The organism is Parafrankia sp. Ea1.12 (genome assembly GCF_900465275.1).
Taxonomy (GTDB): Bacteria; Actinomycetota; Actinomycetes; order Frankiales; family Frankiaceae; genus Parafrankia; species Parafrankia soli.
In genome coordinates, this window is sequence record NZ_UBIZ01000322.1 from 1 (window position 1) to 19,445 (window position 19,445).

Annotated in this window: 20 protein-coding genes; 17 read left to right on the plus strand and 3 right to left on the minus strand. The window is 73.1% G+C overall.

Annotated elements, in window-relative coordinates; translation table 11 throughout:
• The first annotated feature begins 155 nt into the window (after positions 1-155).
• Genes FMEAI12_RS17230 through FMEAI12_RS17245 form a run of 4 tightly spaced genes read left to right on the plus strand, consistent with a single transcriptional unit; the run spans position 156 to position 4,357 of the window.
• Entirely contained in the window at positions 156-617 is a 462-nt protein-coding gene (locus FMEAI12_RS17230) for a ComEA family DNA-binding protein (RefSeq protein WP_235014102.1), read from the plus strand.
• Positions 617-3,055, plus strand: a complete 2,439-nt coding sequence (locus tag FMEAI12_RS17235; RefSeq protein WP_112106834.1) for a ComEC/Rec2 family competence protein — start codon at positions 617-619, stop codon at positions 3,053-3,055. The genes FMEAI12_RS17230 and FMEAI12_RS17235 overlap by 1 nt, the downstream gene beginning before the upstream one ends.
• 1 nt (position 3,056) lies before the next feature.
• Complete coding sequence (holA, locus tag FMEAI12_RS17240) at positions 3,057-4,058, plus strand: DNA polymerase III subunit delta (protein ID WP_112106875.1); 1,002 nt, start codon at positions 3,057-3,059, stop codon at positions 4,056-4,058.
• Positions 4,055-4,357: a hypothetical protein gene (locus FMEAI12_RS17245; RefSeq protein ID WP_071065329.1), complete on the plus strand. Its 303-nt coding sequence runs from the start codon at positions 4,055-4,057 to the stop codon at positions 4,355-4,357. The genes holA and FMEAI12_RS17245 overlap by 4 nt, the downstream gene beginning before the upstream one ends.
• Before the next feature lie 139 nt (positions 4,358-4,496).
• Here FMEAI12_RS17245 and rpsT read toward each other — a convergent pair whose 3' ends face one another.
• Positions 4,497-4,766 (minus strand): 30S ribosomal protein S20, encoded by a 270-nt coding sequence (gene rpsT, locus FMEAI12_RS17250; RefSeq protein ID WP_071065330.1) that lies wholly within the window; start codon positions 4,764-4,766, stop codon positions 4,497-4,499.
• A gap of 245 nt (positions 4,767-5,011) precedes the next feature.
• On the opposite strand from rpsT, the gene lepA reads away from it, so the two are divergent.
• Entirely contained in the window at positions 5,012-6,871 is a 1,860-nt protein-coding gene (gene lepA / locus FMEAI12_RS17255) for a translation elongation factor 4 (RefSeq protein WP_071065331.1), read from the plus strand.
• A 79-nt stretch (positions 6,872-6,950) separates the two neighbouring features.
• Here the strand turns inward: lepA and FMEAI12_RS37200 are convergent, their stop codons facing one another.
• A complete protein-coding gene (locus FMEAI12_RS37200) occupies positions 6,951-7,118 on the minus strand; it encodes a hypothetical protein (protein WP_198541400.1) in 168 nt (55 codons plus the stop codon).
• 278 nt (positions 7,119-7,396) lie between these two features.
• Here FMEAI12_RS37200 and hemW point away from each other — a divergent pair, with 278 nt between their 5' ends.
• The 9 genes from hemW to era all read left to right on the plus strand — a co-directional run bounded on the left by hemW (position 7,397) and on the right by era (position 16,417).
• Positions 7,397-8,626, plus strand: coding sequence for a radical SAM family heme chaperone HemW (gene hemW / locus FMEAI12_RS17260; RefSeq protein WP_112106835.1), 1,230 nt, complete (start codon positions 7,397-7,399; stop codon positions 8,624-8,626).
• A 260-nt stretch (positions 8,627-8,886) separates the two neighbouring features.
• Positions 8,887-9,906, plus strand: coding sequence for a heat-inducible transcriptional repressor HrcA (hrcA, locus tag FMEAI12_RS17265; RefSeq protein WP_020459711.1), 1,020 nt, complete (start codon positions 8,887-8,889; stop codon positions 9,904-9,906).
• On the plus strand, positions 9,906-11,048 hold the full coding sequence (dnaJ, locus tag FMEAI12_RS17270) for a molecular chaperone DnaJ (protein ID WP_020459712.1): 1,143 nt from the start codon (positions 9,906-9,908) through the stop codon (positions 11,046-11,048). Before hrcA ends, dnaJ begins: the two co-directional genes overlap by 1 nt.
• Positions 11,045-11,824, plus strand: a complete 780-nt coding sequence (locus FMEAI12_RS17275; protein WP_112106836.1) for a 16S rRNA (uracil(1498)-N(3))-methyltransferase — start codon at positions 11,045-11,047, stop codon at positions 11,822-11,824. The genes dnaJ and FMEAI12_RS17275 overlap by 4 nt, the downstream gene beginning before the upstream one ends.
• Positions 11,825-12,059: 235 nt before the next feature.
• Positions 12,060-13,097: a PhoH family protein gene (locus tag FMEAI12_RS17280; protein ID WP_112106876.1), complete on the plus strand. Its 1,038-nt coding sequence runs from the start codon at positions 12,060-12,062 to the stop codon at positions 13,095-13,097.
• Between the two features lie 58 nt (positions 13,098-13,155).
• Positions 13,156-13,635, plus strand: coding sequence for an rRNA maturation RNase YbeY (gene ybeY, locus FMEAI12_RS17285; RefSeq protein ID WP_020459715.1), 480 nt, complete (start codon positions 13,156-13,158; stop codon positions 13,633-13,635).
• 15 nt (positions 13,636-13,650) lie between these two features.
• On the plus strand, positions 13,651-15,105 hold the full coding sequence (locus FMEAI12_RS17290) for a hemolysin family protein (RefSeq protein ID WP_112106837.1): 1,455 nt from the start codon (positions 13,651-13,653) through the stop codon (positions 15,103-15,105).
• Positions 15,102-15,485, plus strand: a complete 384-nt coding sequence (locus FMEAI12_RS17295; protein ID WP_071065336.1) for a cytidine deaminase — start codon at positions 15,102-15,104, stop codon at positions 15,483-15,485. The genes FMEAI12_RS17290 and FMEAI12_RS17295 overlap by 4 nt, the downstream gene beginning before the upstream one ends.
• Positions 15,485-16,417 carry a GTPase Era gene (era, locus tag FMEAI12_RS17300; protein WP_020459718.1) on the plus strand — a complete coding sequence of 311 codons (933 nt, stop codon included), beginning with the start codon at positions 15,485-15,487 and terminating at the stop codon, positions 16,415-16,417. The genes FMEAI12_RS17295 and era overlap by 1 nt, the downstream gene beginning before the upstream one ends.
• Positions 16,418-16,450: 33 nt before the next feature.
• On the opposite strand, the gene FMEAI12_RS17305 is transcribed toward era, so the two are convergent.
• Positions 16,451-17,107, minus strand: a complete 657-nt coding sequence (locus FMEAI12_RS17305; protein WP_165938424.1) for an NUDIX domain-containing protein — start codon at positions 17,105-17,107, stop codon at positions 16,451-16,453.
• A 142-nt stretch (positions 17,108-17,249) separates the two neighbouring features.
• Here FMEAI12_RS17305 and recO point away from each other — a divergent pair, with 142 nt between their 5' ends.
• From recO to FMEAI12_RS17320, 3 genes are all read left to right on the plus strand, one after another.
• Positions 17,250-17,981 carry a DNA repair protein RecO gene (gene recO, locus FMEAI12_RS17310; RefSeq protein ID WP_200835322.1) on the plus strand — a complete coding sequence of 244 codons (732 nt, stop codon included), beginning with the start codon at positions 17,250-17,252 and terminating at the stop codon, positions 17,979-17,981.
• Between the two features lie 233 nt (positions 17,982-18,214).
• On the plus strand, positions 18,215-19,012 hold the full coding sequence (locus tag FMEAI12_RS17315) for an isoprenyl transferase (RefSeq protein ID WP_112106878.1): 798 nt from the start codon (positions 18,215-18,217) through the stop codon (positions 19,010-19,012).
• Positions 19,005-19,403: an antibiotic biosynthesis monooxygenase gene (locus FMEAI12_RS17320; RefSeq protein ID WP_071065340.1), complete on the plus strand. Its 399-nt coding sequence runs from the start codon at positions 19,005-19,007 to the stop codon at positions 19,401-19,403. Before FMEAI12_RS17315 ends, FMEAI12_RS17320 begins: the two co-directional genes overlap by 8 nt.
• Positions 19,404-19,445: the final 42 nt, after the last annotated feature.

The following is a 19,445-nucleotide window of genomic DNA, read 5'->3' on the forward strand; positions in this document are numbered from 1 at the left end:
GCTCGGTGAGGTCTCCGGTGTCGGTGACCGGCGGCTGGCGGACCTGCTGCCCCTGGTGCTGGTGTTGGTCGCCGTCGCGATGGAGACCGGGCTCGGCCTGCCCGGCGGAGCCGGCGGCGGGCGAGGCGACGCCGACCACGGCGCCGGAGGTCGTCGTGGACGTCGCCGGCCGTGTGGCGCGCCCCGGGGTCGTGCGCCTGCCGGCCGGATCCCGGGTCGTGGACGCCGTGGAGCGGGCCGGCGGTGTGCTGCCCGGCACCGACACGACGGGGCTGGCACTGGCCAGGGTCCTCACGGACGGTGAGCAGGTCCTCGTCGACGGGCGGCCGGGTCCCGCCCCGCCGCCTCCGGAGGCGGCCGGTGGCGGCTCGCCCTCCGGGTCGTCAGCCGGTTCGGCCGGCGGTTCCGCGGTTGGTTCGGCGGGCCGGCCGCTGAATCTGAACACCGCCACGGTGGAACAGCTCGACGCCCTGCCCGGGGTGGGTCCCGTGCTGGCCCAGCGGATCATCGACTGGCGGGCGGCGAACGGGCCCTTCACCTCGCCCGACCAGCTCGGTGAGGTCTCCGGTGTCGGTGACCGGCGGCTGGCGGACCTGCTGCCCCTGGTGACGGCCTGATGGTCGCCGTCGCGATGGAGACCGGGCTCGGCCTGCCGAGCGGCTCCGATGCGGCGGGCGGCGGTCGGCTGGACCTCCGCCTGGTCGGTCCTGCCGTCGCGGTCTGGGGCGGGGCGGCCGCGGCGGGGTACTGGGGCTTCGGGCCGGTGCTTCTCGGCGCCGCCGGCATGGTGCTGTGTGCGTGCCCGGTGGGGGTGCTGATCGCGCTGCATCAGGGTCCCGGCGGCCGGCTCGGCCGGCCGGGAGCGCTGGTGGCGTTCGTCACCCTGGCGTTCCTCGCGGCCGGGGTTCTCGTGGGCGGGGCGGCCGCGCGGCCCCGGTTCACCGGCCCGCTCGCCGAGATGGCGCGGGCCCACCGGACCGTCAACGCCGAGGTCGTCCTGAGCGACGATCCGAAGATCTCGGCGGCGGCGGCGCCGGCTGCCACTTCGGGCCCGCGGGAGGGGGCGACGGTCACCGCCCGGGCTCGACTCGAGGCCGTGACCGAGCCCGGCCGCCGGCTGCGGGCCTCCGTGCCCGTGCTCCTGGTGGGGCGCGGCTCGGATCTCGCGAACTACCTGCCGGGGCAGCGGCTCAGCGTCCGCGCCGGGCTGGCGCCGGCGGGTCCGGGCGACACGATCGCGACGGTTCTGTTCGTCCGGGCACCGCCACGGGCACGGGGGCGCCCGGACGCCGTGCAACGGGCCGCCGGGTGGCTGCGGGCCGGCCTACGGGACGCCGCCGACGTGGTGCCCCAGCCCGCCGGCGGGCTGCTGCCGGCACTGGTCGTCGGTGACACCTCGGGCCTTGATCCCGGGCTGAAGGACGACTTTCGCACCGCCGGGATGAGCCATCTGACCGCGGTGTCCGGCGCCAATCTGGCGATTACCGCGGGGACGGTGCTGTTCCTGCTCGGGCGGCTCCGGCTCGGGGCCCGCTCCAGGGCGGTCGCCGCGGCCCTGGTCCTCGTCGGGTTCGTGATCCTGGCCCGGCCGTCCGCCAGCGTGGTCCGGGCCGGAGCCATGGGCCTGGTCGGCCTGGTCGCGCTCGCCGCGGGTCGGCCCCGCGCGGTGCTGGCGGCGCTGGCCACCGCGGTCATCGCCGTCGTGATGGCGGATCCGGCGTTCGCGCTGTCGGCCGGGTTCGCCCTGTCGGTGCTCGCGACGACCGGGATGATCGTGTGGGGGCCCGGCTGGAGTGACGCGCTGGAGCGCGGCCGCGCGGTCGGCCGGCTCGGCGAGGTCGTGGCGGTGGCCGCCGCCGCCCAGCTTGCCTGTACGCCGGTGCTGGCCTGGCTCGGCGGGGGCATCAGCATCGTCGCGATCCCGGCCAACGTGGTGGCGGCGCCGGCGGTCGCGCCCGCCACCGTGCTCGGCGTGTCGGCGATGGCCGTCGCCGCCGTCAACGACCCGGTCGCCGCGCTGCTCGCGCGGCTCGCGGGGCTGGCCTGCCGCTGGCTCGTGCTGGTCGCGGACGTGGCCGCCGGCGTCCCCGCGGCCACGATCGGCTGGCCGGCGGGGCTCGCGGGGGCGGCCACCGCGCTCGGCTGCGTAGTACTGGTGGTGGCCCTGGCGCGCCGGCGCCCGACCCGCTGGCTGCTGGTGTCGGCGGTGGTGGGCCTGCTGGCGGCCCGGGTGCTCCTGCTGCCGAGGCTGGCGGGCTGGCCGCCGCCGGGCTGGCGGCTCGTTGCCTGCGATGTGGGCCAGGGCGACGGCCTGGTCCTGCGCGCCGGGCCGGCCTCGGCGGTCGTGGTCGACGTGGGTCCTGACCCGGCGCTGATCGCCGCCTGCCTGGATGACCTCGGAGTACGCGAGGTGCCGCTGCTCATGCTCACCCATCTGCACACGGATCACGCCGCCGGCCTCAGCGGGGTGGTGGGCCGGCTGCCGGTGGGGGAACTGGTGGTGAGCCCGCTGCCCGAGCCGGCCGACCAGTGGGACGCGGTCGAGCGCGCGGCGCGGGCGGCGGGCGTGCCGGTGCGGGCCGTCACCGCCGGCGCCGCGGGGGAGACCGGAGCGGTCCGCTGGCGGGTGATCGGCCCGGAACGGGTCCTGCGGGGCACGGCCAGCGATCCGAACAACGCCAGCCTTGTGGTCCTGGCGGCGGTCGGCGGCGTGACGATACTGCTCACCGGGGATGCCGAGCCGCCGGAGCAGCGGCAGGTGGCGCGGCGCGGTCTCGGGCCCGTCGACGTGCTCAAGGTGGCTCACCACGGCTCCGAGGACCAGCTGCCGGAGTTCCTCACCCGGACCGGCGCCGAGGTGGCGCTGATCAGCGTCGGCGTCGACAACACCTACGGGCATCCCGCGCCGAGCACGCTGGCCGGCCTGCGCGCGGCCGGGATGGCGGTGGCCCGCACCGACCTGCACGGCACGGTGGCCGTTGTCGAGACGGCCGGCGGTGGCGTCCGGGCGGTGGCTCGCCGGCCCGGCCCGCGAGGAGGCGGGGCCGGCTCGTGACATGCTGATCCACGTGCCGCCGCCCTCCGCCCCGCCACCGCTGGTCGTCGTGAGCGGCGACGAGGACCTCCTCGTCGCACGGGCCGTCCGGGAGGTGCTCGACGCCGCAAGGGCCCGTGATCCGGAGGTCGAGGTGGTCGACCGGTCACCCGGCGAGCTGACCGAGGCCGACATGATCGATCTCGGCGCCACCTCGATGTTCGGGGGTGGCCGGGTGCTGGTGGTTCGGGGTGCTGCCGACCTGGCGGAGGATCTGCGCGACGCGCTGTTGGCCTACGTGGCCCACCCGCTCGACGATGTGGTCCTCGTTGTGGTCCACAGCGGCGTGGTGAAGAACCGCAAGCTCGTTGACGCGATGAAGAAGGCCGGCGCCCGGGTCATGCCCGCGGCGAAGATCACCCGTCCGCGCGACCGGCACGACTTCGTGATCGCGGAGATCCGCCGGCTTGGCGGGCGGATGACCGACGAGGCGGTCCGTGCCCTGCTCGACGCGGTCGGCGGTGACCTGCGCGAGATTGCGGCGGTGTGCGACCAGCTCGTCGCCGACACCGCCGGGGTGATCGACGAGTCGGCGGTCGCCCGCTACCACCGGGGCCGGGCCGAGGCGAGCGGGTTCGCGGTCGCGGACGCCGCCGTCGCCGGCGATCTGGCCGGCGCGCTGACCCTGCTGCGGCAGGCGCTCGAGGGCGGGACGGCACCCGTCCTGGTCACCAGCGCCATCGCCGGCGGGCTGCGTGACCTCGCCCGGGTGTCCGCCGTGGGCGGCGGGTCCAAGTGGGACGTCGCCAAGGCCCTCGGCATGCCGGACTGGAAGGTCGAGCGCGCCCAGCGCGCGGCCCGGAGCTGGTCGGACGCGGGGCTGGCCCGGGCGATCCGGGCGGTCGCGGTCGCCGACGCCGGGGTCAAGGGCGCCGCCGTGGACGCCGGGTACGCCCTGGAACGGCTCCTCCACGAGGTCACCCAGGCGCGAGGCCGGGGCGAGTACGCCGGGCGGGCGCGGTGAACGACTCGGCGGGCCGGCACGGCGGCCCAGGGCACGGCGAGCGGGACGAGCCCGGCCACGACGGCCACGACGACTACGAGGTGCAGCCCGGGGGGATGCTCGGCCTGCGGGTGCTCCCGGCGGGCTGGATGCGCGGCGTGCTCGGCACGGTGACCGCCCTGGTGACGCTGGTGATCGCCATGGGGGACCTGGCCAGCGCCTGGGTGCTGCTGGTGCTGCCGGCTACCGTCGCGGCGCTGGTGGCGTATGCCGAGAACCTCGAACGGGTGCTGGGCCCGGCTGCTGACCCCGAGGACTGACGACTCGGGGACTGGTTGAGTAGGGGCGTCCCGGACGTGTCCGGGACGCGCCGAAGACCGGGGCCCGTCTGGCGGGTTGCCCGGTCTTCGAACGAAGTCTGTGATGAACCTGACGCGGGCGCGGATGCCCGCGGTCGGGTCAGGAGGCGCCGATCTCCGCGTTGGCCTTGGCGAGCGCCGACTTGCGGTTGGCGGCCTGGTTGGGGTGGATGACACCCTTGCTGGCGGCCTTGTCGAGCTTCTTGGAGGCGATGCGGAGGGCGCTCTCGGCGCGCTCGACGTCCCCGGCCTCGACGGCGTCGCGGAAGCGACGGACGTGCGTCTTCAGCTCGGACTTCACGGCCTTGTTGCGCAGCCGTCGCTTCTCGTTGGTGAGGTTGCGCTTGATCTGCGACTTGATGTTGGCCACGCGGGAGAACCTCTGAGTTTCGAGTCGGGATGGTACGAGAGTGCCGGGAGGCACCGACGTTATCAAACCAGCGTGCCGGGGCGGTGGTGCGGGCGCGGCCACGCGGACGGGCGCGGCGCGCCTGGCACGATGGGGGCCTGGCACGATGAAGGACTCGAGCCCGTGCACATGACAGTCCGTGCACACGGCGCCAGCCGGACCGAGTGCCCGACAGACCGACGAGCAGCGAAACGAGACCAGCCCGCGTGTCCGAAGCCCCGCACGAGGCCTCCGGCGTCGACCCCGCGTCGATCCGCAACTTCTGCATCATCGCCCACATCGACCACGGCAAGTCCACGCTTGCCGACCGCATGCTGGGCGTGACCGGTGTGGTCGAGGCGCGCAACATGCGCGCGCAGTACCTCGACCGGATGGACATCGAGCGCGAGCGCGGCATCACGATCAAGGCGCAGAACGTCCGGCTGCCCTGGCGGGCCGACGACGGTCAGGACTACGTCCTGCACCTCATCGACACGCCCGGCCACGTGGACTTCACCTACGAGGTGAGCCGGTCGCTCGCGGCCTGTGAGGGCGCGGTGCTGCTGGTCGACGCGGCCCAGGGCATCGAGGCGCAGACGCTCGCCAACCTCTACCTGGCGATCGAGAACGACCTGACGATCATCCCGGTGCTGAACAAGATCGACCTGCCGGCCGCGCAGCCGGAGAAGTACGCCGCGGAGATCTCCTCGATCATCGGCTGCGACCCGGGCGACGTCCTCAAGGTCTCCGGCAAGACCGGCCAGGGCGTCCCGGAGCTGCTCAACGAGATCGTCCGCCGTATCCCGGCGCCGAGTGGCGACCCGGACGGCCCGCTCCGGGCAATGATCTTCGACAGCGTGTATGACATCTACCGCGGTGTGATCACCTATGTCCGGGTGGTCGACGGGTCGCTCAGCACCCGTGACCGTTGCCTGATGATGTCCACCGGGACCAGCCACGAGACCCTCGAGGTCGGTGTCATCTCGCCGGAGCCCCAACCGACCGGGTCGCTGTCGGCAGGTGAGGTCGGCTATGTCATCCCCGGTGTGAAGGACGTCCGCCAGGCCCGTGTCGGGGACACGATCACCTCGGCGCGCCGCCCGGCCACGGAGATGCTCGGCGGCTACCGGGACCCGCGTCCGATGGTCTACTCGGGGCTGTATCCCCTGGACGGCAGCGAGTACCCGGCGCTGCGCGAGGCGCTGGACAAGCTGCAGCTCAACGACGCGGCGCTCACCTTCGAGCCGGAGACGTCGGCGGCGCTGGGGTTCGGCTTCCGGTGTGGCTTCCTCGGGCTGCTCCATCTGGAGATCGTCCGGGAGCGGCTGGAGCGGGAGTTCGACCTCACGCTCATCTCGACGGCCCCCAACGTGGTCTACCGGGTCGTCATGGAGGACACGTCCGAGGTCACGGTGACCAACCCCAGCGACTGGCCCGGCGGCAAGATCGCCGAGGTGTACGAGCCGGTCGTGGATGCGATGCTGCTGCTGCCCACCGACTTCGTCGGCGCCGTGATGGAGCTGTGTCAGGGCCGGCGCGGCGTGCTCAAGGGGATGGACTACATCTCCACCGACCGGGTGGAGCTGAAGTACACGCTGCCGCTCGGTGAGATCATCTTCGACTTCTTCGACGCGCTGAAGTCGCGCACCCGCGGCTACGCCAGCCTCGACTACGAGCCCGCCGGCGAGCAGGCCTCGGACCTGGTCAAGGTGGACATCCTCCTGCAGGGCGAGGCGGTGGACGCGTTCTCGGCGATCGTGCACCGGGAGAAGGCCTACTCCTACGGAGTGGCGATGACCTCGAAGCTGCGGGAGCTGATTCCCCGCCAGCAGTTCGAGGTGCCGATCCAGGCGGCCATCGGTAGCCGGATCATCGCCCGGGAGAACATCCGCGCCATCCGCAAGGACGTCCTCGCCAAGTGCTACGGCGGTGACATCAGCCGTAAGCGGAAGCTGCTGGAGAAGCAGAAGGAGGGCAAGAAGCGGATGAAGACCATCGGCCGGGTGGAGGTCCCGCAGGAGGCGTTCATCGCGGCACTGTCCACGACCGAGAGCCCGAAGGCGCCGGCGCCCAAGACCGGGCGGTAGCGGCGCGGCGGTCCGCACCGTGCGAGCGGCACGGCGGCCCGTGCCGGCCCTTCGCGGGCCGGGCGCGGGCGGGCGGCCGTCAGACGTTCTCGGGAGCCGCGGCGATCCGGGGAAGCCGGATCGGTTCGGTGGCCGGTTCGGCTTGGGCGAAGCCCAGGGCGAGGACGGATCCCGACCGGTACTCGGTGGTATGTGGGGGTAGAAGTTCCTCGATGGTCACGAGGGCACTGATGGGCTCCTCTTGCATGGTCGAATCATTTCGTACCGACCTCGACTGATCCATGACCAATCGCCCACGATTTGACCCTGCGATTGTCAACAGACCACAAACTGGGTGATTCTGGGCGGTCGGTGGCGTCGTGCCGCCGGTGTCGGCCCGGTGATGGCCCGTAAGGGCGGCGCGCCGGGGCGTCTTGTCCGTTCCTGGTCCCGATGTCGTCCGAGACCGGCAAAAATGACGGTCTCCGGGCACGTTGACAAACAGAGCGTTGCGGTCTCGGCACGCGTTGGGGGCACACTGGGGACATGCCATCCAAGCCTCTCGAGGGGGCGCCGGCACCCGTCGACGGCGCACTCCCCGACGCCGCGCTCACCGAGGTCGGGACCCGGCCGTTCGGTGTCTACGTGCACGTGCCGTACTGCGCGGCACGCTGCGGGTACTGCGACTTCAACACCTATACCCCGGCCGAGCTCGGCGCGGGCGGCCAGGGTGGGGCCGCCTCGTTCGTCGACTCGGTGGCCACCGAGGCCCGGCTGGCCCGCTCGGTCCTGGGCGAGCGGGACCTGACGGTCTCGACAGTCTTCGTCGGCGGCGGCACTCCGACGCTGCTGCCGGCCGCCGACCTGGCCAAGGTCCTGCGGGTCCTGGACGACACCTTCGGCCTGGCCGGCGACGCGGAGGTCACCACCGAGGCCAACCCGGAGTCCGTCGACCGGGAGACTCTCGAACAGCTCCGGGCGAGTGGGTACACGCGGATCTCGTTCGGCATGCAGAGCGCCCGCCCGCACGTGCTCGCGGCGCTGGACCGGCGGCACACCCCCGGCCGGGTGCCCGAGGTGGTCGGATGGGCGCGGTCCGCCGGGTTCCGCCAGCTCAGCCTCGACCTCATCTACGGCGCGCCGGGGGAGTCCGAGAGCGACTGGGCGGCGAGCCTGGACACGGTGATCGAGCTCGCGCCCGACCACGTCAGCGCCTACGCCCTGACCGTGGAGGAGGGCACCAAGCTCTCCCGCCGGGTGCGCCGCGGCGAGCTGCTGGAGCCGGACGACGACCTGCTCGCCGATCGCTACCTGCAGGCCGACGAGGCGCTCGCCGCCGCCGGCCTGACCAACTACGAGGTCAGCAACTGGGCGCGCGACCAGTCCTCCTGGTGCCGCCACAACATGGGCTACTGGCGGGGCGACGACTGGTGGGGGCTGGGGCCGGGCGCCCACAGCCACGTGGGCGGCGTCCGCTGGTGGAACGTCCGCCACCCGACCGAGTACGCCACCCGGGTCGGTGCCGGCCACAGCCCGGCCGCCGGCCGCGAGGTGCTGGACGCCCAGGCCCGCCGGGTCGAGCGGGTCATGCTGGGGGTCCGCCTCGTCGAGGGGCTGGGCCTCGACGCGCTGGGCGAGCAGGCGCTGGACGTCGCCGCCGAGCTTGCGGCGGACGGCCTCATCGTCGCGGACGTCCTCGCGCAGGGTCGGGTGGCGCTCACCCGCCGTGGTCGGCTGCTGACCGACACGGTCGTCCGTGCCCTGTTGCCCGACTGAGCGTCCCGCCGCCCGCCCGGGCGGTGACCCGCGGTCGGAGGATCTCCGTGTGTCCTCGGAGGCGGGTCTGCTCACGATGGCTGCCCCGACCTGGGTGGGAAGCTACACTTGGCACTCACGGCGGCCGAGTGCCAGGACCGGGTTACCAGTAGGGCCGGGTTACCAGTGGGACAGGGTGACCAGTAGCACAGGGTGACCGGTCCGGCGCGCGCCGCCAGCCCCGCCTGGCTTACCGAAACCGGCGAAGGGGGTGTGGCCACGTGTTGGAGGAACGGCGGCTGGAGGTGCTGCGGGCGATCGTCGAGGATTTCGTGCTCAGCAACGAGCCGGTGGGATCCAAGACGTTGGCCGAGCGGCACGCTCTGGGCGTGTCGCCCGCCACGGTGCGCAACGACATGTCGGCCCTCGAGGAAGAGGGCTACATCACGCAGCCGCACACCAGCGCGGGCCGCATCCCGACAGACAAAGGCTATCGCCTCTTCGTCGACCGGCTCTCCGGCGTCAAGCCGCTGTCACGCGCCGAGCGCCGGGCCATCCAGAGCTTCCTGGAGGGCGCGGTCGACCTCGACGACGTGGTGCGGCGGTCGGTGCGCCTGCTCGCGCAACTCACACGTCAGGTGGCTGTGGTCCAGTACCCCTCACTCTCGTCCAGCAGCGTCCGACACATCGAGATCGTCACGCTCAACCCGAACCGCCTGCTCCTGGTACTGATCACGGACACAGGCCGGGTTGAGCAGCGGGTGGTGGACATTCCCACCCCGGTCGACGACGGCGTGGTCGGCGAGCTGCGCGGCCTGCTGAACGGCTCGCTGCGGGGCCGCCGTGTGGTCGACGCCACAGAGGTCGCGGCGGACCTGCCCGAGACCGTCCGGCCGGATCTGCGTCCGCACCTGACGACGCTCACCACCGTGGTGCTCGAGGCCCTCCTGGAGCGGCAGGAGGAGCGGGTCGCGCTGGCCGGTACCGCCAACCTCACACGCTCCTCGGTCGACTTCGCAGACTCGCTGCGGTTCATTCTGGAGGCACTCGAGGAGCAGGTCGTGCTCCTCAAACTGATCGGTTCAGCCCGGGAGACCGGTACTGTGACGGTGCGCATCGGGCGTGAGACGGATGTGGACGCCCTCCGCTCAACGTCGGTAATCGCCACCGGGTACGGTCTCGGCCCAGCGGTGCTGGGCGGAATGGGAGTCGTCGGCCCGATGCGGATGGACTATCCGGGAACGATGGCGGCCGTACGAGCCGTCGCCAAGTACGTGGGTGAACTCTTGGGTGCCGACTGATGGCAGTGGATTATTACGCGACGCTCGGTGTGCGGCGTGACGCCACCGGTGACGAGATCAAGCGGGCCTACCGCAAGCTGGCCCGGGAGCTGCATCCGGACGTCAATCCGGACCCGGAGGCGCAGCAGCGGTTCAGGAACGTGACGAACGCCTACGAGGTCCTCTCGGACCCCGAGAAGCGGCAGATCGTCGACCTCGGTGGTGACCCGCTCGCGCCCGGTGGTGGCGCGGCCGGCGCCGGTTCGCCGTTCGGCGCCGGTTTCGGCGGCCTCGGCGACATCATGGACGCCTTCTTCGGTGGTGGCGCCAGCCGCGGCCCGCGCTCGAGGGTGCGCCGTGGGAACGACGCGCTGCTGCGGCTCGAGCTCGACCTGGCCGAGACCGCGTTCGGTGCCACCCGGGACATCACCGTCGACACGGCCGTGGTGTGCGCGACCTGTACCGGCGCGGGCGCCGCGCCCGGCACGCAGCCGTCGACCTGCTCGACCTGCCACGGCCGCGGCGAGGTCCAGCAGGTGACCCGCTCGTTCCTCGGCCAGATGGTGACCTCGAGGCCCTGCCCGCGCTGCTCCGGCACCGGAACGGTCATCGAGCACCCCTGCCGGGACTGCTCCGGTGACGGCCGCGTCCGCAAGCGCCGGACCCTGACGGTGAAGATCCCCTCGGGCGTCGAGGACGGCATGCGCATCCGGCTGTCCGGCGAGGGCGAGGTCGGCCCCGGCGGCGGGCCGCCCGGCGACCTGTACGTCGAGGTCTCCGAGCGTCAGCACGCGGTCTTCAGCCGGGAGGGCGACGACCTCCACTGCGACCTTCGCCTGCCGATGACCGCCGCGGCCCTGGGCACGATGGCGACGCTGGAGACCCTCGACGGCTCCGAGACGATCACGGTGAAGCCGGGCACCCAGCCCGGCGAGGTGCTCAGGCTCGCCGGGCGCGGTGTTCCGCACCTGCGCGCGGTGGGGCGCGGGCACCTGCACATCCACATCGTCGTCGAGACGCCGACGAAGCTCGACGCCGAGCAGGAACGCCTCCTGCGGGAGCTGGCGAAGCTGCGTGAGGAGGAGACGCCGGCGGTGGTCGGCGGGTCCTCCAGCGGGTCCGGCCTGTTCTCCCGGCGCCGTGGCGGTCGGCGCAACCGCTGACCGCGCCCGTCTTCCACCTGGATCCGCTGCCGTCGGCCGACGTCTTCGTGCTGGGCGGCCCCGAGGGCCGGCACGCCGCGACGGTGCGCCGGCTGCGGGTGGGTGAGCGCCTGGACGTCACCGACGGCGCCGGTGCCGCGCTGGAGTGCGAGGTCCGGTCGGTTGGCCGCGACGAGCTCGAATGCGTCGTCCTGCGCCGGCGGTCGCCGGCCGCGGCCGGGCCCCGGCTGGTGGTGGCGCAGGCCCTGGCCAAGGGCGACCGTGGGGAGTTGGCGGTCGAGATGCTCACCGAGATCGGGGTCGACGAGATCGTGCCCTGGGCGGCCTCGCGCTGCGTCGTCCGCTGGGACGGGGAACGCGGCGAGCGGTCGCGCGCCAGGTGGACCCGCGCCGCCCAGGAGGCGGCCAAGCAGTCGCGCCGGCACGCCTGGCCGCTGGTCGGCCCGTTGGCGGGCACCGCGGCGCTCGCCGAGCGCGCGCGCCGGGCGGCGCTCGCCGTCGTGCTGCACGAGACGGCGACGACGCCGCTGGCCGGGCTCGCGCGTGCCCTGCAGCCGGCGTTCGCGGTCGAGCCGGTGCCCGCGGTCGAGCCGGAGATCGGCGAGATTCTGCTGGTCGTGGGTCCGGAGGGCGGTGTGGCCGACGGTGAGCTCGAAGCGCTCACGGCCGCCGGCGCGGTGGCTGGCAGGCTCGGCCCGACGGTGCTGCGGACGTCCACGGCAGGCGTGGTCGCGGCGGCCGTGGTACTCGCCGACATCGGTCGGCTGGGCGGATAGACTCGAGATCGGCCGGTAACGTGTCGGCCCCGCCCCGGGTGGCACAGCTGGCCGGTGGCGTGGTTGGTGTGGCACAGCATGGCTGGCGTGGCACAGCGTGGCTTGTTCGCAGTTTCGACCTGGTCCTCGGTGGCCGAGGCATGGATCCGACGGTCCCGCGGCGTTACCGCCTTCTGAGGGCGACCTTCGTCCCAGGTTGAAGCGAGAGGTGCTCCGGCCCAGGCGGCCGTACTACATGCCCGAATCCGACACCCCACCCGGCTCCCGGGTCACCACACGCATCGTCGTCCCCGACGGGCACAGCATGGTGAGCCTGCTCGGGCACCAGGACCAGCTCCTGCGTGTGATCGAGAAGGCCTTCTCCTCTGACATCCACGTCCGCGGCAACGAGATCACGATCACGGGTGACCCGGCGGAGAACGAGCTGGCCGCCAGGTTGTTCTCCGAGCTCGTCGCGCTGCTCGACGCCGGCACCGAGATCAGCCCGCAGCACGTCGACCACTCGGTGGCGATGCTGCGCAGCGGCGCGGGGGAGCGGCCTGCCGAGGTGCTCACCCTCAACATCCTGTCCAACCGTGGTCGGACGATCCGTCCCAAGACGTTGAACCAGAAGCGGTACGTGGACGCGATCGACCAGCACACGATCGTGTTCGGGATCGGCCCGGCGGGCACCGGCAAGACCTACCTGGCGATGGCCAAGGCCGTGCAGGCGCTGCAGGCGAAGAAGGCCAACCGGATCATCCTCACCCGGCCGGCGGTCGAGGCGGGTGAGCGGCTCGGCTTCCTGCCCGGGACGCTCTACGAGAAGATCGACCCGTACCTGCGTCCGCTCTACGACGCGCTGCACGACATGATCGACCCCGACTCGATCCCGCGGCTCATGCAGAGCGGCACCATCGAGGTCGCGCCGCTGGCGTACATGCGTGGCCGTACGCTCAACGACGCCTTCATCATCCTGGACGAGGCGCAGAACACCTCGGCCGAGCAGATGAAGATGTTCCTGACCCGCCTCGGCTTCGGGTCCAAGATCGTGGTGACCGGTGACGTCACCCAGGTCGACCTGCCCAGTGGCACGCAGAGTGGCCTGCGAGTGGTCCGCGAGATCCTGGACGGCGTCGCCGACGTCCACTTCGCGACCCTGACCAGCACGGACGTCGTCCGGCACCGGCTGGTCAGCGACATCGTCGACGCCTACGCGCGCTGGGACGCGGCGAGCCCGGCACCGAGCACGGACGCGCGCCCCACGCGGGCGGCCCGCCGGGACCGCCGATGAGCGCCGGTGCCGGCGCTGGCGCCGTGGCTCCCCCCCCGGCGGCGGGAAGGGTTCTCTGATGGCCGTCTTCGTCGCCAACGAGTCGGGCGTGACGGACTTCGACGAGGTCACGCTGGCCGCGCTCGCCCGTTTCGTGCTCGACACGATGAAGGTCAACCCGTTGGCGGAGCTCTCGGTCATGCTCGTCGAGATCGACGCGATGACCGACCTGCACGTGCGCTACATGGCCGAGGAGGGCCCGACCGACGTGCTCGCCTTCCCGCAGGACGAGGCGTTCGAGCCGTCGTGGTCGGAGTCGCCCGAGGAGGACCCGACGACCCTGCTCGGCGACGTCGTCCTGTGCCCCGAGGTGGCCCGGCGGCAGGCCGCGCAGGCCGGCCACGGGATGGAGCGCGAGCTGCACATCCTCTGCACCCACGGCATCCTGCACCTGCTCGGCTACGACCACGCGGAGCCGGAGGAGGAACGGGAGATGTGGAAGCTCCAGAACAGCCTGCTGGCCTCCTGGGACACCGCGGCCGGCACCGGCGCCTCCTGACGGGGCCGGGCCGCCATGGACTCCGGTGATCTTCTCCTCGTCTTCATCGCCGCGGTGACCGCGCTCGCCGCAGCCGGCCTGGGCGCGGTGGACGCGGCGCTGACCAGGGTCTCCCGGGTCAGCGTCGACGAGTTCGCCCGGCAGGGCAAGGCGGGGGCGGCGAACCTCGCCCGGGTCGTCGCCGACCCCGGGCGCTACCTGGCGTTGTTGCTGCTGCTGCGGATCGCCGGCGAGATGGCCGCGGCGGCCTGCATCACCGTCCTGGCCGTGCACGCCTACGGCTCCGGGTTCGCCGCCGTCGGGCTGGGGGCCCTGGTGTCGACGCTCGTCGCCTACATCCTCGTCGGCGTGATGTTCCGGACGCTCGGCCGCCAGCACGCCCCGGCGGTGTCGCTGGCCACCGCCGGGCTGACCATCCGGCTCGCGAAGGTCTTCGGCCCGCTGCCCCGCCTGCTGATCGCCTTCGGCAACGCGGTGACGCCCGGCCCCGGCTACCGGGACGGCCCGTTCGCCTCGGAGGCGGAGCTGCGCGACCTCGTCGACCTCGCAGAGGAGAACGAGGTCATCGAGCCCGAGGAGCGCGACATGATCGCCTCGGTGTTCGAACTGGGTGACACGCTCGTCCGCGAGGTGATGGTGCCGCGGCCCGACATGGTCTTCATCGAGTCCGACAAGACCGTCCGGCAGGCGATCTCGCTGGCGCTGCGCAGCGGCTTCTCCCGCATCCCGGTGATCGGCGAGAGCATCGACGACGTCGTCGGCATCGGCTTTCTCAAGGACATGGTCGGCTGGGAGCGGGAGGGCCGGGAGAGCAGCCGGGTCGCGGAGGTCATGCGCCCACCCGTGCTCGTCCCGGAGAGCAAGCCCGCCGACGACCTGCTGCGCGAGATGCAGGCGTCGCGCACCCACATGGCCGTCGTCATCGACGAGTACGGCGGCACGGCCGGCCTGGTGACCATCGAGGACGTCCTCGAGGAGATCGTCGGTGAGATCACGGACGAGTACGACAGCGCCGCGCCGCCGGTCGAGTGGCTCGACGACGACACCGCCCGGGTGACGGCGCGGCTCGACGTCGACGACCTCGCGGACCTGTTCGGCGTCGAGGAGCTGCCCGGAGCGCAGGACGTCGAGACCGTCGGCGGGCTGCTCGCGAACGCGCTGGGCCGGGTGCCCATCCCCGGCGCGACGGCGGACGTCGCCGGCCTGCGGCTGTCGGCGGAGCGCGCGGCCGGGCGGCGCAACCAGATCGGCACCGTCGTCGTCCACCGGCTGTCCCCGGCACCGGGCAACGGCGGGAACGGAGCCGGCAAGAGCGGCGATGGCAGGGGCACCACCGGCAAGGGTGCCACCGGGAGTGACAGCAAGGGCAGCAACGGCAAGGGCAGCAACAGGAAAACCGACGGCAAGAAGACCGACAGCGAGTCGGAGGGCCACCCGCCGGGCCCAGCGAGCAGAAAGGTGACATCGTGACGTCTCCCACCCCGCCGGCCGGCCTCGTCCTTGAGGCCGAGGACGCGAAGCTGGTGGTGCTGGCTCGGTCCGCCCGGCTGCGCGCGTACACGTCCGCGGGCCAGCCGGCCGAGGGCGCGGCGGTGCGCGACACCGACGGCCGGACGTACGCCGCCGCGACTGTCTCCCACACCCGGCCCGAGCTGGCCACGTCGGCGCTGCGTGCCGCGGTCGTGGCGGCGGCCTCCAGCGGCGCCCGCCGCTTCGAGGCCGCGGCCGTGGTGACCGAGGCGGGCGAGGCCGCCGGCGACGACCTGGCGATGCTCGCCGAGTTCGGCGCCGGGGTGCCCGTCTACCTCGCCGGTCCCGACGGCGTCGCGCACAGCCGGGTGACGAGCTAGTGGACATCGAGCTCGCCGACCCGGCGACGGACTTCCGGTCGGGGTTCGCCTGCCTGGTGGGGCGGCCCAACGCGGGCAAGTCGACGCTGACGAACGCCCTGGTGGGGACGAAGGTGGCGATCACCTCCGGGCGGCCGCAGACGACCCGCCACGCCATCCGGGGCATCATCAACCGCCCCGACGCGCAGCTCATCCTGGTCGACACCCCGGGGTTGCACCGTCCGCGCACCCTGCTCGGCCAGCGGCTCAACGACGTCGTCCGCACGACGCTGTCCGAGGTCGACGTGATCGGCTTCTGCATGCCCGCCGACGAGCCCCTCGGCCGCGGCGACCGCTTCATCGCCGACGAGCTGGGCCGGATGGCGGGGCGCACCCCGGTGGTGGCGATCCTGACCAAGGTCGACGCGGTCGGCGACCCGGACCGCGTCGGCGCCCGGCTGCTCGAGGTCTCCGGGCTCGGCGACTTCGCCGACATCGTGCCGGTGAGCGCGGTGTCGTCCTTCCAGGTCGGCACGCTGGCCGACGTGCTCGTCTCCCGTCTGCCCGAGGGCCCGCGGCTCTACCCCGACGGGGAGCTGACCGACGAGCCCGAGCAGGTCATGGTCGCCGAGCTGATCCGCGAGGCGGCGCTGGAGGGGGTGCGTGACGAGCTGCCGCACTCACTGGCCGTGGTGGTCGAGGAGATGATCCCGCGGGAGAACCGCCCGGAGGACAGGCCGCTGCTCGACGTCCACGTGAACGTGTACGTGGAGCGGCCGAGCCAGAAGGCGATCGTCATCGGCGCCGGCGGCTCCCGGCTGCGCGACGTCGGCACCCGGGCCCGGACGCAGATCGAGGCGCTGCTGGGCACCCCGATCTACCTGGACCTGCACGTCAAGGTTGCCAAGGACTGGCAGCGGGACCCGAAGCAGCTGCGCCGGCTGGGCTTCTGAGCGTCACGGCGCGGAGCGTCATGGCCGTGGGTGTCACGACGGTGTCGGCAGCCGGCGCCGCAGGCGGTCCCGCCAGCGCCGGGCCGGCGACCGCTCGTCGGTGGTCCGGCCCGCCGGGGCGCCGACGATCTCGCCGTCCACGATCTCGAGGATGGGCGGCATCGACGGCCGGGCGGGCTCCGGCTCCGGCTCCGGCTCCGGGGCGTCGGCCCGCATCAGCGGCGGGTCGTCACCGCTGAGCGCGGTGGCCAGCAGGGCCTGTCTGTTGGCCACGATGTAGTCCTTCACCGCGGCCGGCTGGAGGTCGTAGCGGGCGAGCTTCTTGCCGCGCAGGTCGATCCGCTCGACGGCGTAGCGGCCCTTGGCCGGGTTGCCGAACTCGGCGCCGGTACGCCGGTCCAGGTCCATCGAGACGAGCCGGCAGACGAAGAAGTGCTGCAGGTTCATCCCCTCGCCGCGGGGCGCGGCGGTCACGTAGACCTGCTGGACCCGGTCCACCACGGCGCCGAGCTCCTCGGCGAGTTCGCGGTGCAGCGCGTCCTCCACCGAGGCGTCCTCGGGGTCCACGCCGCCGCCCGGGGTGGACCAGTACGGCTTGCGCTTGGGGAAGGTTCTGCGGAACAGCACCAGCCGCCCGTTCTCGTCAATGATGATGCCTCGCGCCGTCCGCCGAACAACCCGCACCCACACATGATGGCGATCGCGGCGGCGGTGGTCGCCGGAATCCCCGCCCAACGCCGCGCCAGCGGTCTGCCGCCGCCGGGTCCGTCTCGTCGTGCCCTGCGGGCGGCGGCCTACCTGTTCGGGGGGACGGGCGTGCAACCATGGGAACGTGCCGGTGTATCGCGATGAAGGCGTCGTCCTGAGGACGGCGCCCTTCGTCGAGGCCGACCGCGTCGTCACGGTGCTCACCCGGCGTAACGGCCGGGTCCGCGCGGTGGCCCGGGGGGTGCGGCGGACGTCCTCGCGGTTCGGTGCCCGGCTGGAGCCCGGCACCCACGTCGACCTCCAACTGCACGAGGGTCGGTCGCTGGACACGGTGACCCAGGCGGACATTCTCGGTGCCTACGGTGCGACGATCGCGCAGGAATACGCGCGGTACACGGCGGCCGCGGTGATGCTGGAGACGGCCGAGCGCCTGACCAGCGAAGAACGCCAGCCTGCCCTACGGCTGTTCCTGCTGCTCGTCGGCGGCCTGCGTACCCTGGCGGGCGGTGAGCGTCCGCCGTCGCTGGTCCTGGACGCCTTCCTGCTGCGTTCCCTGGCGGTCTCGGGGTACGGCATGGCCCTCGACGAGTGCGCCCTGTGTGGGGAGCCGGGGCCGCACCACTCGCTGTCCGTTCCCGGCGGCGGCGTAGTGTGCCCGGAATGTCGACCGCGGGGTGCGGCGTCGACGTCTCCGGCCGCGGTGCGGCTGCTTGCCGACCTCCTGCACGGTGACTGGGACGGCGCCGAGGCGAGCGATGCCCGCGTCCGGCGGGAGGCCGGCGGCATCGTGGCCGCCTACCTGCAGTGGCATCTCGAGCGGGCGCTGCGCGCCCTTCCGCATCTCGAACGGACGTGAGGGCCACGGGCATGGGCGGCCGGAGGACACGTGGCCGAGGGCGGGGGCCCTGGCCGGGCACGGCAGTGCGCGGCGGGCGTGAGGGACCGTGTGAGGAGCGGGGACGGGATGTGTGCTGCGAGACCGGCGGTCCGGGTGTGCGCGGGCCGGCCGGTTCGGACCATGGGGGTGAGCGCCCCACCGGGGCGGAGGTCGGTCGCCGTGCCGTCGGCCCGAACGAGAGGATGTCGGCTGTGAGCCTGCGTGAAGAGGTGGGCCGGCGGTTCCGCGATCCGCGTCCTCATCCGTCCGGAGCGCAGCCACCGCCGTTGCCGCCGGCCCTGGTCCCGCAGCATGTCGGGATCGTCATGGACGGAAACGGGCGCTGGGCGAAGCTGCGCGGCCTGCCCCGTACCAAGGGGCACGAGGCGGGTGAGGAGGCGCTGTTCGACTGCGTCGAGGGCGCCATCGAGATGGGGGTGCGCTGGCTGTCGGTGTACGCGTTCTCCACGGAGAACTGGAAGCGCTCGCCGGACGAGGTCGCGTTCCTGATGCGGTTCACCGACGGCGTGTTCGGTCGCCGTATCGACGACATGGACGAGCTCGGAGTCCGGGTCCGCTGGGCGGGCCGCCGTCCCCGGCTGTGGGGCAACGTGATCCGGCGGCTGGAGTCGGCGGAGCAGCGCACCCGGGACAACGACCGGCTCACGCTCGTGATGTGCGTGAACTACGGCGGGCGGGCCGAGCTGGCGGACGCCGCGGCGGCGATCGCCCGGGACGTGCGGGCCGGCCTGCTGCGCCCGGAGCGCGTCAACGAGGAGACCGTCGCCCGGTATCTCGACGAGCCCGACATGCCGGACGTCGACCTGCTCATCCGGACGTCCGGCGAGCAGCGGCTGAGTAACTTCCTGCTCTGGCAGGCCGCGTACGCCGAGTTCTCCTTCGTGCCCACTCTGTGGCCTGACTTCGACCGCCGGGATCTGTGGCTGGCCTGTGAGGAGTACGCCCGTCGTGACCGGCGCTACGGCGGGATCATCACCAACCGTGCCTGACCGCGACCAGACGGGGGCTCCGGTGGTGGCGGTCCTGCGCTTCGAGGTGCCCGAGCCGGCCCAGGTCGACTTCGCCGCGGCCGGGGAGCGGGTGGTGGCGGCGCTCGCCGGCCAGCGCGGGTTCCGCTCGGCCCGGCTCGGCCGCGCCGTCGACGAGCCGGTGGCCTGGCTGCTGGTGACGGAGTGGGCAGGGCCCGGGGCCTGGCGGCGGGCGCTGTCCGCCTTCGCCGTGCGGTGCGAGCTGACACCGCTGCTGGCCTGGGCTCAGGACGCGCCCGGCGCCTTCGAGGTGCTGCACGAACGGGAGGCCGACGGCGCGGCGCGCTCGCACGGGTCCGCGCTGGCGCCGGACGCCGCCGTAGCTGCGCCTGGCGGGCGCCGGGAGGGCTAGCCACGCCCGGAGCACGCCACGCGGGCTACGGGTAGCGGCGCC